At 59.9% G+C, this 12,742-nt stretch carries 10 protein-coding genes and 1 tRNA gene; 4 read left to right on the plus strand and 7 right to left on the minus strand.

The window, feature by feature from the left end:
* Positions 1-40: 40 nt before the first annotated feature.
* Positions 41-2,392: a DEAD/DEAH box helicase gene (locus UL81_RS01010; RefSeq protein WP_046453152.1), complete on the minus strand. Its 2,352-nt coding sequence runs from the start codon at positions 2,390-2,392 to the stop codon at positions 41-43.
* A 180-nt stretch (positions 2,393-2,572) separates the two neighbouring features.
* Between UL81_RS01010 and UL81_RS01015 the strand changes: the two genes are divergently transcribed.
* On the plus strand, positions 2,573-2,776 hold the full coding sequence (locus tag UL81_RS01015; protein ID WP_035107284.1) for a cold-shock protein: 204 nt from the start codon (positions 2,573-2,575) through the stop codon (positions 2,774-2,776).
* Positions 2,777-2,856: 80 nt separating this feature from the next.
* Here the strand turns inward: UL81_RS01015 and UL81_RS11765 are convergent, their stop codons facing one another.
* Together UL81_RS11765 and UL81_RS01020 are read right to left on the minus strand one after the other, a co-directional pair.
* Positions 2,857-3,177 carry a hypothetical protein gene (locus UL81_RS11765; RefSeq protein ID WP_144407151.1) on the minus strand — a complete coding sequence of 107 codons (321 nt, stop codon included), beginning with the start codon at positions 3,175-3,177 and terminating at the stop codon, positions 2,857-2,859.
* A gap of 122 nt (positions 3,178-3,299) precedes the next feature.
* Entirely contained in the window at positions 3,300-3,929 is a 630-nt protein-coding gene (locus tag UL81_RS01020; protein WP_035107282.1) for a DedA family protein, read from the minus strand.
* 247 nt (positions 3,930-4,176) lie between these two features.
* On the opposite strand from UL81_RS01020, the gene topA reads away from it, so the two are divergent.
* The gene (topA, locus tag UL81_RS01025; RefSeq protein WP_035107281.1) at positions 4,177-7,143 is read left to right on the plus strand and encodes a type I DNA topoisomerase; all 2,967 of its coding nucleotides are present in this window, start codon (positions 4,177-4,179) and stop codon (positions 7,141-7,143) included.
* Between the two features lie 10 nt (positions 7,144-7,153).
* Here topA and UL81_RS01030 read toward each other — a convergent pair whose 3' ends face one another.
* The 3 genes from UL81_RS01030 to UL81_RS01040 all read right to left on the minus strand — a co-directional run bounded on the left by UL81_RS01030 (position 7,154) and on the right by UL81_RS01040 (position 10,658).
* Positions 7,154-8,431: a DUF418 domain-containing protein gene (locus tag UL81_RS01030; protein ID WP_035107279.1), complete on the minus strand. Its 1,278-nt coding sequence runs from the start codon at positions 8,429-8,431 to the stop codon at positions 7,154-7,156.
* A gap of 51 nt (positions 8,432-8,482) precedes the next feature.
* Positions 8,483-9,055, minus strand: a complete 573-nt coding sequence (locus tag UL81_RS01035; protein WP_081961610.1) for a type IV toxin-antitoxin system AbiEi family antitoxin domain-containing protein — start codon at positions 9,053-9,055, stop codon at positions 8,483-8,485.
* A 70-nt stretch (positions 9,056-9,125) separates the two neighbouring features.
* Positions 9,126-10,658 carry an adenylate/guanylate cyclase domain-containing protein gene (locus UL81_RS01040; protein ID WP_046453153.1) on the minus strand — a complete coding sequence of 511 codons (1,533 nt, stop codon included), beginning with the start codon at positions 10,656-10,658 and terminating at the stop codon, positions 9,126-9,128.
* A 37-nt stretch (positions 10,659-10,695) separates the two neighbouring features.
* Here UL81_RS01040 and UL81_RS01045 point away from each other — a divergent pair, with 37 nt between their 5' ends.
* Positions 10,696-11,907, plus strand: a complete 1,212-nt coding sequence (locus tag UL81_RS01045; protein ID WP_081961607.1) for a DNA polymerase III subunit delta' — start codon at positions 10,696-10,698, stop codon at positions 11,905-11,907.
* A 72-nt stretch (positions 11,908-11,979) separates the two neighbouring features.
* Positions 11,980-12,055: transfer RNA gene (locus UL81_RS01050), tRNA-Thr, on the plus strand.
* 79 nt (positions 12,056-12,134) lie between these two features.
* Here UL81_RS01050 and UL81_RS01055 read toward each other — a convergent pair.
* Complete coding sequence (locus tag UL81_RS01055; RefSeq protein WP_046453154.1) at positions 12,135-12,614, minus strand: AAA family ATPase; 480 nt, start codon at positions 12,612-12,614, stop codon at positions 12,135-12,137.
* Between the last annotated feature and the right edge of the window lie 128 nt (positions 12,615-12,742).

A 12,742-nucleotide genomic window follows, 5' to 3' on the forward strand; every position in this document is an offset into this window, starting at 1 on the left:
CTTTCCAGCGTGATGATGCGTGGTGCGAGGGTGCTGCGCATCATTGTGCTGTCATCGTGACCAGCGCACCAAGCAGGCGGATGGCACCTTGTTTGTCCAGGGGGTTGTTGCCGTTGCCGCACTTCGGTGATTGCACGCAGGAAGGACAGCCGGCTTCGCAAGGGCAGGTCTTGACTGCTTCGTAGGTGGCATCGATCCATTCGGGGAAGCGGCGATACCCTTCGGCGGCAAAGCCAGCACCACCCGGATGGCCGTCGTAAACAAAGATGGTCGGCAGGTGTGTATCGGCATGTTCGGCGGTCGAGACGCCGCCGATGTCCCAGCGATCGCAGGTCGCCAGCAGGGGTAATAGTCCAATGGCGGCGTGCTCGGCCGCGTGCAGGGTGCCGGGGATTTCGGCAGCGGCGATGCCCATCTCGGCAAGGGCGAGGGGATCGATGGTGTAGGCGACTGCTTGGGTGACCAGGCGTTGTTGCGGCATGTCCAGGGCTACGTCGTCGCCGACGGTGCCATCGGGAAGTCGGACTTGGTAGCCGGTGACTTGTTGGGTGACCTCGACATCGACCTGCGCGACCCACAGGCCAGGGGAGTAGTTACAGAGTTTCTCGGCTTCACCGAGGATGCGGATATCCGTGGTGGAGCGCGCCACGGTGGAGTACTCCTGGACGGCGGGCTTAGCGAGGGCAAGGTAGTCATCAAAAAGTAAGTCTTCGATGATGAAGGATTCGCCCTGGTGCAGGTAGACCGCGCCGGGGTGGACTTGGGCAGCAGCGCGGGCGGCGTCGATGGTGCCGAGCAGGCGACCATCGGAGCTATCGACAATCATGACTTCTTCGCCCGAACCACCGCGCAAAGACACTGAGGTATGCGCGGTTTCTGGGGTGAGTTCGCTGCTACCAGCAGGAAGTGGGGTGGCAAACCAACCGCGGGAACGCTTGCGCAGTAGTCCTTCGTCGGCGAGGTTATTGACGACGTCGTCGGCACCAAAGGCGGTGACTTCGTCATCCTGCAAGGGACGTTCCACGGCCGCGCAGTAGATATGACCGTAGAGGATGTAGGGGTTTTCCGGGTTGAAGACGCTGTTTTCTAGTGGGGAATCCAGCAGGGCCTCGGGGTGGTGGATGAGGTAGTTATCCATGGGCTCATCGCGACCCGCGAGCACGACCAGGGAGCCCTGACCGCGGCGACCGGCGCGGCCGGCTTGTTGCCAAAAGCTAGCCACGGTGCCCGGGAAGCCAGCGATGACGACGGCATCCAAGCCGCCGACATCGATGCCCAGTTCCAAGGCAGAGGTGGTGGCGACGCCGAGGAGGGAGCCATCGTCAAGCTTCTGCTCTAATGCCCGGCGGTCTTCGGCAAGGTAGCCGGCGCGGTAAGCAGCAATGCGGCGTGCGAAATCCGGGCGGGCCAGACCACCAGAAAGCTCCTCAGCGGTACGCATGGCAACAACTTCGGCGGCACTGCGGGAGCGCACAAAGGTCAACGTGCGGGCACCCTCGGCGACCAGACTGGCCATAAGACCTGCGGATTCAGTGGTGGCGGCGCGGCGGACGGGTGCGCCGTTGACCCCTTCGGCATCGATAAGCCCCGGCTCCCAGAGGGCTACCGTACGGGCACCGGTGGGCGCGCCATCCTCGGTGACCGCCACGGTGGGCCGGCCAGTCAGGCGCTGTGCATGGCGGGCGGGATCGCGCATGGTCGCCGAGGCCGAAATGACCACCGGGTGGGAGCCGTAATGCTCACACAATCGCAGCAAACGACGCAGCACCAACGCCACGTTCGCACCGAAGACACCGCGGTAGGAATGGCACTCATCAATGACAATAAAGCGCAGGTGACGCAGCATGCGTGCCCACCGCGGATGGACGGCAAGCACCGACATGTGCAGCATATCCGGGGTGGCGAAAATGAAGCGGGACTGATCCCGAATGCCGGAGCGGGCCTCGTGGGGCGTGTCGCCATCGTAAGGCGCAGGGGCAACCGACTTCAGCGCAGGAATAGCCTGGGTCAGCTCGCCGGTCGCGCGCAGCTGGTCCGACCCCAACGCCTTAGTCGGGGTGAGATACAGCGCGCAGGCCGTCGGTTCTTCGGCCAAGCGGGACAAAATGGGCAGCAAATAACCCAGTGACTTACCCGACGAGGTACCCGTGGCCACCACGACATCCTCGCCATTCCAGGCATGCTCAGCCACTGCTGCCTGGTGGGCATAAAGCTTATCGATGCCCCTTTCAGCCAACACATCCTTTAACTCTGGCAGAACCCACTTAGGCCACGGCGCATGCTGCGAGGGGCGCGCCGGGATGGTCGTAGAGTAGGTGAGCGTGGATTCGGGGTAGCGGCGCTGTAAGAACTCAAGGAGTTCTGCGCCAATGGGGTTAGACGAATCTGCCATGGGCTACCCCCTTTCTGCCGAATATTGGGTTTAGGCTATCGCTTTGCGAAGAAAGCTGTCACACTGACTAGTGGACGATGATTTTCTTTGCGCAGAGTGTGACTGGCTCAAGGATGCATTACCTGGAATGGCCAGCTACGGTCGTTCGATTTTACAAGCAAGACAATTGAGGTACACACCATGGCACAGGGAACCGTTAAGTGGTTCAACGCGGAGAAGGGCTTCGGCTTCATCGAGCTGGAGGACGGCTCCGGCGATATCTTCGTACACTACTCCGAGATCCAGGGCAGGGGCTTTCGCACCCTAGAAGAAAACCAGCGCGTCTCCTTCGAGGTCAACGACGGCCCGAAGGGCCCACAGGCCCAAGGCGTTGAGGTCATCTAAGACTTTAAAGAGCTCCTAAGCTCGACCACTATCCGTCCTCCTTTATTGGCAGGATGGATTTGGCGTTTTAAGGCCTGCGGCTAATGCGCCTGGTTAACGGTCTGCGCACTCTTTCCGCGCAGCGCAAGAAAAGCGAGCACCAGAACAACGCCAGCAATGGTTAGCGATGCTGCATACCCGCGCTCTTCGGGGAAGAGATAAGCCAGCACGGTGAGAACAATCAGCATGACGATCATGGCGATCGGAGCTTTGTCCTGCTTGTTGGCTGCCTTGAAAGTAGCACTAGATAAAGCAATGAGTACGACAAGAAAAGGAGTGGAACGAGGGCAGCGAGTAGGTTTCCCAAGGTTGCAAAGTAGAGGAACACACCAAAGAAGAGGGAGGCTGCCACTGTTTGCCACGTCTTCATTCTCTGGGTGCCCTTAGCGCTAATCATTCTTTGACTGTTATAGATAAGTCTAAAACAGAAATAGCGCTTTCACTATCGGTCAGTGGGCAGAGTCGGATGGGGCTTAGCTCTGTACTAAGGTGTGGCGGCGAAGCCGCGGCGGGTGTCCCACCACTCGAGGATGCGGTTCTGTGCTTTTTGGAGTGCGAGGCCGAGGATGACGGCGGCGATGATACTGACGACCATCGCGATGGCAGGGCTATCGGAGAAGGCCATGCCGCCGACGTAGCCGATGGCCAGGGCTTGGAATGCCCAGATGATGACACCGATGGTGTCGAAGAAGAAAAACAGTGGCCACGGGTAGCGCATGGAGCCCAGCAGGATAGTCATGAATAGGCGCGCAGACGGGATGAAGCGGGCGATGATAATCGCGGCACCGCCGCTGCGTTTCATGTTGCGTTTGACCCAGGCTAGACCGGAGTAGGCCTTGGAGCCTTTTTGCACGCGATTGACCAGTGGCATTAGGCGTGTGCCCAGCATGAAGCACAAGTTATCGCCGGCAATGGCTGCCAAGACTGCGACGTAGAACATCGTCGGCACGTGCGGGAATCCTTGGGAGCCGGACCAGGCGCCGACCATATTCAAAGGAATTTCCGAGGGCAGAACAGGAAAGAAACAGTCCAAGAAGATTAGGATGCCGATGATGGGATAGACCCAGTCGGTAGCCATGAGGGTTTCAATCCACATGACGACTGTGTCGACCACGTAGTCTCCCTTCCTTGAACCTTTATGCCGCGAAACCAGGTTTTGCGGCGTCCAAATTGCAGATTACACGCCTTGTGCGGTTACCTGGGTTAGGGGGATGAGGTAGCCCCATTAAGTACAGTGTTAATAAAGTTGCAGCAGATACTGTGTACGCTAAGGGCAATTGGCCGCAGTTCCGCTGACTCGATACGGAACTACTACACCAATCGAGCTTGTTCTCCACGTCATCGAAAGGGATGAAGTCGCAGTGCCACCAGCAGCCGGTCAGGGAAAAACCCTGGTTATCGTCGAGTCGGCGACGAAGGCGAAAAAGATCCAGCCTTATTTGGGCGATGACTACATCGTGGAAGCCTCCGTCGGCCACATTCGTGATCTCCCGCGCGGTGCTGCCGATGTCCCCGCGAAGTTCAAGAAGGAATCCTGGGCACGCCTCGGCGTGAACCCGGATGACAACTTCGCGCCGTTGTACGTGGTCAGCCCGGATAAAAAGAAGAAGGTCGCTGACTTAAAGAAGAAGCTCAAAGAGTGCGACCAACTTTTCCTGGCAACAGACCCCGACCGTGAGGGTGAGGCCATCGCGTGGCACCTGCTTGAGGTGCTGAAGCCGAAGGTTCCGGTCCGCCGCATGGTGTTCAACGAGATCACCAAGTCCGCCATCCTGGAGGCAGCGGAGAATACTCGTGAGCTCGACGAGAACCTCATCGATGCCCAGGAAACCCGCCGTATCCTCGACCGTCTTTACGGTTACGAGGTCTCCCCGGTGCTGTGGAAGAAGGTCATGCCGCGTCTGTCGGCAGGTCGTGTGCAGTCCGTGGCCACCCGCGTCATCGTCGAGCGCGAGCGCGAGCGCATGGCATTTATCTCCGCTGAGTACTGGGATCTCTCGGCGAAGCTGCAGGGCGATAACCCGCAAGATTTTGAAGCACGCTTGGCGACGGTCGATGCCAAGCGCGTCGCCCAAGGCCGCGACTTCGATGACCGCGGTGAGGTCAAAACTGACGATGTCGTCGTGCTCAACGAGCAGGTCGCCAAGTCTTTGGCTGCTGGTCTCAAGGGCGCGGACATGCAGGTCGCAGCGGTTGAGCACAAGCCTTATACCCGCAAGCCTTACCCGCCGTTTATGACTTCGACGCTGCAGCAGGAGGCCGGTCGCCGCCTGCACTTCACCTCAGAGCGCACCATGCGTATTGCGCAGCGTCTCTACGAAAACGGTCACATTACCTATATGCGTACCGACTCCACCTCCCTGTCCAAGCAGGGCCTGGATGCCGCACGCAACGCTGCGACCACCATTTATGGCTCCGAGTACGTGGCTTCCTCGCCACGCGTGTACGACCGCAAGGTGAAAAACTCCCAGGAGGCCCACGAGGCTATCCGCCCGGCTGGCGAGTCCTTTGCCACCCCGGGTCAGCTGGCAGGCCAGCTCGATGCCGAGGAGTTCAAGCTCTACGACCTCATCTGGAAGCGCACCGTTGCCTCCCAGATGGAAAACGCCAAGGGCACTTCCATGAAGGTCACCGTGGCAGGCAACGCAGCTACCGATGACGGCAACCGCGCCGTGGAGTTCTCCGCGACCGGCCGCACCATTACCTTCCCGGGCTTCCTGCGCGCCTACGAAGATGGCAGCAACGCCAAGACGGATGAGAACCGTCTGCCGCACCTCAACGAAGGCGATGCGCTCAAGGCTCAGGAAGTCACCGCGGATGGTCACAGTACCAACCCGCCGGCACGCTACACCGAAGCCAGCCTGGTCAAGAAGATGGAAGACCTCGGTATCGGTCGCCCATCGACCTACGCGTCGATTATCAAGACCATCCAGGACCGCGGCTACGTCGTCTCCCGCGGCAACGCCCTGGTCCCAAGCTGGGTCGCCTTCGCCGTTATTGGCCTGCTGGAAAACAACTTCACCGAGTTGGTCGACTACGACTTCACCTCCTCGATGGAGGATGAGCTCGACTCGATTGCTGCCGGCAACGAAAACGGCACGGACTGGCTCAACGGCTTCTACTTCGGCAACGAGCAGGCCAACGACCAGAAGGCCGCATCCATCGCGCGCCACGGTGGTCTGAAGTCGCTCATCGATATCAACCTCGAAGCTATCGATGCCCGCAAGGTCAACTCCCTGCTGCTCTACACCGACTCCGAAGGCCGCGACGTCTTCGTCCGCGTCGGTCGTTACGGCCCTTATATCGAGCGCGTCGTCGGCACCAACGAGGACGGCACGCCGGAATACCAGCGCGCCAACCTCTCTGCGACCGTCACCCCGGACGGCCTGGACGAGGAACTCGCCGAGAAGCTGTTCGCTACCCCGCAGGGTGGCCGCGAGCTCGGCGAGAACCCCGAGAACGGCCGCATGGTTCTGGCCAAGGAAGGCCGCTTTGGTCCTTACGTCACCGAGCAGGTGCGTGACGATGAACGCGAGAAGGCCGAGGCTGAAGCCGAAGAGGTCGTCGCTAAGGAACGCGCCGAAGAAGACGCCCAGCGCGCTGCTGAAGGCAAGCGCAAGAAGAATTGGGAAACCAAGACTGCTGCCAAGCAGAAGGAAAAGCGCGTCGCGTCCTACATCGAAGAAAAGCTCAAGCCTGCCACGGCTTCGCTGTTCTCCTCGATGGAACCGTCCACCGTCACTCTCGAAGAAGCACTGCGCCTGCTGTCGCTGCCACGTGAGGTCGGTGTCGACGATGGCGAAGTCATCACCGCGCAGAACGGTCGCTACGGCCCGTACCTGAAGAAGGGTTCGGACTCTCGCTCGCTGGCGAACGAAGAGCAGATCTTCACCATCACCCTCGATGAGGCCCGCCGCATCTACGCTGAACCAAAGCGTCGCGGTCGTGCCGCTGCCCAGCCACCGCTGAAGCAGCTCGGCGACAACGATGTCTCCGGCAAGCCGATGACCGTCAAGGACGGCCGCTTTGGTCCTTACGTCACCGACGGCACCACCAATGCCTCCCTGCGCAAGGGCGATGACCCGGAGCAGCTTACCGATGCCCGCGCCAACGAACTGCTCTCCGAGCGCCGCGCCAAGGAAGCTGCCGACGGTGGCAAGAAGAAGTCGACCAAGAAGTCGACCCGCAAGAAGGCCACTAAGAAGGCATCGAAGAAGTCGACTAAGAAACCGACGAAGAAGTCCAGCAAGAAGACCGGCAAGAAGGCAACGAAAAAGCCTTCACCTGGTACGAAGAACGTCGTGAAGGCAGGGTCGCGACGGAAGTAGTCGCCTTCGTTTAGGCGGTAGGCCCGGCGGGTGGTTGCTGTTGCTCGTAGCGCTTCGGCAGTTCTGCTCGCCGGGTCTTTCCGTAGGCCAGGCGGCGGTGGACCCACTCCAACGGGCCAGGCACGTTCATGGTTTCGAGCATGCAGGCCAGCACCAGAGTAAAGAGCCAGACTAAGAAGGCTATGACGGATTGTCCGAAGGCACCGTATTCAGGTCCGATGTTGAGGGTGAAGGGGTAGACAATCATCAAAAACAGCACGGACTGGGCAACGTAACCGCTCATGGAGCGCTTGCCCAGTGCGGCGAATGCCCACAGGTACCACGGGGTGGATACGCCGTTCCAGATCTTTTCCTGCACGCCCTGCAGCATCAGTGCCAGCAGCGCCAGGAAGGCCGGGCCGGTGAGCACGCCGAAGAAGGAATTGAGCATCATAAAGCCGGCAGACCACTGCGCCGGGAGGAAATCAATCTCGGCCAGGCCCCACGGCAAACCGATAAGCAAGATGACGCCGATGCCAATGAAGACCCAGATGTTGAGCTCGCGTTGGTGGGCGCGGACATCGGAAAGCACGCCGCGGCGGGCCCACACGAAACCTATGAGCATGACTGGGAAGAGCAAGAACAACGACGGGATGATGTTGAAAAACTGCACTACCAGCATGAAGAGCTGGAAAAGCAGCAGGCTGCCATAAGAATCAATGCCGGAGTACATACCGATATCTTCCGGCGTCATGGTGACGTTTCCGGCCAGCTGCGGGATGAAGAAGCCGACGATGCCCATGATGAGCCCGAAAAACAGCGAGATGCCCAACAGAATGTAGGCGATGCGCAGGATTACCTTGTCACTCAAGGTCAGCATTGCGGCGATGATCATGCCGGCTGCGCCATAAAAGAGCATGATGTCGCCGTAGAAGAGGAACAAACAGTGCAGCGCGCCAAAGAGCATGAGGAAGGCATAACGCTTGACGATGACCCTTTTCGCCGCCCCGACCGGAAAGCGGCGACGCCACAGCGACATCGCAATCAGACCCACACCGAAACCTAGAAGCGTGGAGAACATTGGCAGGCCACGCATGTGGAAAAACAGCGCGGCAATGATGACGGTGACCTGGTCCCACATGTTGGGGACCATCAGATGATCACGCAGAATGCCACCAAAGTACGACGCAGTGCGGTCGCTAGTGACAATCCACGCAGAAGTAATATTCGCCAGCGCAATACCCAGCAGCGACAGGCCACGGGCCACATCCGGCACGATCATTCGTTTGGTCGGTTGGGTCGAGGTCATGGGTAGAACAATAACCTACGTGAGCAATAGGTGCTGTGTGATCGCTCAGGCTTAAAAATCAGTAATGACATCGGAAAGCTCAGCGCGAGTAGCCAAGCGCAGGTGCAGAATATCGCGAACTACGTCGCTGAGATGGTCGGGTTCGTGGCCGGCGCGGGCGAGGTCGATGAGCGTGCGAACCGGAGTTGTTACAGGAAGGCTGTCGATAAGCATCCAGTCGTCGGCAGTGAGCTGAGCGGTGCGGAATGCGACGTCAGGCTGTCGCGTTTGGCGTCTGTTGGGGACGGTGAAACGAATACGCGGAGTCTCAAGATCACCAATGCCGTGTAGTTCGGCAGCTGATTCATGCGACACCACAGCAGAGGGGATTTCTGTGAGGCGGTCTACTGCCATCGTCTTCGGCTCAAGGGCCAGCCACTGTGCACGGATTTCAGTAGCAGCCGACCAGCCAACGGCGGTAGAGATGTACACACCCGAGCGAACTCGGTGCAGAATGGCTTTGTCTTGCAAGCGGCCGAGCATGAGGGAAGTAACTCCTGCGGATTTTGCCTGAGCCGTAGTCACCATTCCCCATTGCTGGGAGGCGAGACTGAGGACCATCTCGGTCGCCTCAACAATCTTCATGCTGCAAAAATATCAAAATACGATACTTTTGCAGCGCATCTGTGGTGATTGTTGATTCGGCGATCTGGTTTTAGCTCTGGGCGCGCTCGGCGAGGGTGGCGCGGATGGGGCGTGCTAGTTGGGTCATGCGGCGGCGGCCGCGCAACTCGATGGATTTCAGATAGGTCCAGCGGGCTTGTTCGGTTTCGTTGGCGGTCTTCAGCGTGGCGGCGTTGGTGAGCACTTGGCCGGGGGTGTCTTTGGCCAGTTCGGTAAGGCGTGCGGCTTCGTTGACGGCGTCGCCGATGACGGTGTACTCGAAGCGGTCGGCACCACCGATGTGGCCGGCGACGACGTGGCCGGCGGCAACGCCGATGCCTGCTTGCAGCTCCAGACCGCGCAGTTCCTGGCGCAGTTCGCGGGCTGCTTGTAGAGCCAGAGAAGTCGAGTCGTAGACGTTCAGTGGGGCACCGAAGACAGCCAAAGCGGCATCGCCTTGGAACTTGTTGATGATGCCCTTGTTGCGGTGCACGACGGTGACGACGTGCTCGAAGAACTTGTTGAGCTCTTCGACGACCTTCTCCGGGGTGTGGTTGACCGCGAAGGTCGTCGAGCCAATGACGTCGACGAAGATGACGGCGACCTGGCGGTCCTCACCACCGAGCTCGGGGCGCTCTTCCAGGGCACGCTGGGCAACTTCCGTGCCGACGTAGCGGCCGAAGATATCGCGGACGCGCTGGCGCTCACGCAGGCCGCGCATCATTTCGTTGAAGCCGGCCTGCAGCACACCCAGCTCGGAGCCGTCGTAGATATCCACCTCGGCATCGTGCTCACCGTGGCGCACGCGGTTGATGGCGTCCTGGAGTTCCAGAATCGGGTCGACCACGCTCATTACGGCGAAGGACGTGCCCATCCAGCCGGTACCCAGAGCGGTAAGCGCCAGAGCGATGATCGCCGGGATGATGTCGGTGGCGTTGTCGCTAAACAGGCCAGAACGCTGACCCAGCAACACCAAAATGATGCCGAAGAGCGGAACAGCAGAGGTAATCAGCCACGTGGAGGTCAGGCGGTATTTGATCGGTGGCTCCAGCGTGGAGTCTTCGAAGCGGCGGGCGACAGCCAGTGCTGCAACCGGGCGCACGAGGCGTTCGGCCTGCAAGTAGGTCAAGATGATGACCACGAGGCCAGCGAGAATCGTAGCAACGCCGACGACCAGACTGAGTCGCGGGGAGACCGGCCAGGTCATAATCACCGCGATGATAATGCCAATCGCCCAGACAATCGCGGCCACACCGGCTTGGTAGATGGGGATGCGCAGCACCAGGTTGCGCACCATATTCGGGTCGTGTTCAGACGGAGCCCGCTGCCAATCTAAAACCGGCCGGAACAGCAACAACGTCACACCCATGCCGATGATGACGGCGAAAATCAGGTAGATCGCACCGATCAGAAAGAGGTTGTCGGTCTGTGAGGTAAATTCTTCAATCTCCGGCATGGGGAGGAAGAACACCACGAAGGTCATAATCGCGATGGCGCCAACGATGTTGGATCCAAGAACTAGCGCGGCGTAGATCGGCCATTGGGTGCCCATGAGCCAGCGGGCGCCACGCAGTAGTCTGTTCATGCCTTAATACTTTAGTGACAGCAGTAGGCTAGGGCGAGTGAATACCGGAAGCGTTGCGCAGAGATTAGCCGATACCCCGGCGGTGGCTGAGACGATCCTTGCTGCCGCCGCTGCCGCCCGTGGTCTGCCGGGCGCCGATCCCCGCGCGATGAGCCACTCGTGGCTCTTTAGCGGCCCACCCGGTTCGGGCCGTTCCATCGCAGCGTTGAACTTCGCCGCCGCACTGATGTGCAGCAACCCGAGTGCGGAGCAGGTCGGTTGCGGCCAGTGTCCCGACTGCCGCGCCGTGTTAGAAAACCAGCAGCACACAGACTTAGTCTTCATTCATCCGCAAGAATCCATCATCGCGGTCGATACCGTGCGTGAGGTTATCGGGCGCGCGGCATCCATGCCTACCGTCGCCCCGTGGCGTGTGGTCATCTTCGACAACGCCGATCGGCTGAGCTCCCAAGCGGCCAATGCGTTGCTCAAGACGGTGGAGGAGCCCCCGGCCCGCACAGTCATCATCATGTGCGCGCCTTCCGATGACCCGGAGGACTTCTCCCAGACCCTGCGCTCACGCTGCCGTCATTTGTATATCCCCGCACCGGGGGTAGAAAGCATCGTCAAGCAGCTCGTGTCCGAAGGCGCCAGCGATAACGATGCTCGCCTGGCCGCGGTTACTGCCCAGCGCCACGTCGGCCGCGCCCGTCGCTTGGTGCGTGACACCAACGCGCAAAAGCGCCGCGCCCTGGCCATCAATCTGGCGGAGGACATCCTGCATGGCTCCCAGGCCTTCCAGGCGGTCACCGCGCTCATCAAACTTATCGATGACGACGCCAAACAAGGCGACAAAGAAAAAGACGCCGCCGAAGTCGCCAAGGTCGAACAAGCCTACGGCGCCGGTGCCAAAGGCAAAGGTGCTGCCAAAGCGCAGCGCGAAGTCCGCTCTGCGGTCAAAGAACTGGAAGACCTGCAGAAAAAGCGTGGACGCCGCCGGCTTCTCGATGGCCTCGACCTCGCTTTAGTCGATCTCTCCAGCCTGTACCGCGACGCACTCATGCTGAAAGTCGGCGCCGGCGTCGAACTCGTCCACCCCGATTTCTCCGGCCTCTCCGGCGAGCTAGCCGAGAAACTTTCCGAAGAATCCCTGCTCAACTGCCAATCCGCCATCAGCACCTGCCGCGAGCAACTGACCTTCAACGTGACCCCGCAAGTCGCTTTCGACGGCCTGGTCGGCCGCCTGCGCCAAGCCTATGGCGTGCGCTAGCGACATCGCGGCGTCCTGATTTCTTTAAGTCAGCAACCCTGCGCTAGAATCCGGTGTGCGCATATGCGCGCTGCCGCTTTAGCTCAGTCGGTAGAGCATCTCACTCGTAATGAGAAGGTCGCGAGTTCGATTCTCGCAAGCGGCTCCATAACCCCAGGTAGAACATAGTCTCTGCGCTGGGGTTTAGCCATGCCCGCTCCAAAAGTCTTATTTATGTCTTACAAACGCTATGGCTCAAAATCTGTTGGTGCGGTGGGCATCGTTAAGCGATGCACCTGCACATTGGGGTGGGCCTGCAGAAGCTTGACGATGTCCGGCCTCGTCGCCGTGGGAAATTCCTTCACCGTGGCCACGAGTTCGGGGTCGAGTTCCTCTTCGACCCAGGGCATATCGCTGCGGGGTTGGCCCAGGCGTTGTTCAAGCCCGCGCAGGCAGTGCTCCACGGGGTAATCGAGGAAGAACACGGTATCGCAGTGTTGTAGGCGCAGCTCCAGCGTGGAGGGGTAGTTGCCGTCGATAATCCAGGCGTTCTGGCCCAAAACCTCTTGTAGACGGCGCCGGAATTCCTCGCGTCCGACGGTGGTGTGGTCGGTATTCCAGAACAGGTTGTCCAGGTGCACCAAGGGCAGGCCGGTGGCTGCGGCGAGTGCGCGTGCGAAGGTACTTTTGCCACTGCCGGGACTGCCGATGACCAGTACCTTGCGCATGCTTACCCTCCTTGCCTTGTGTGACACTGCATTCTAAGCGCTGCGATGGTGGGTGTAGTGATCTGCGGTTGCGTCTACGGCTTAAACTTGAGGTCTATGGCTTTAAGCCGCTGCAGTTTTGTTGGCAC

It is taken from the genome of Corynebacterium camporealensis, from assembly GCF_000980815.1.
Taxonomy (GTDB): domain Bacteria; phylum Actinomycetota; class Actinomycetes; order Mycobacteriales; family Mycobacteriaceae; genus Corynebacterium; species Corynebacterium camporealense.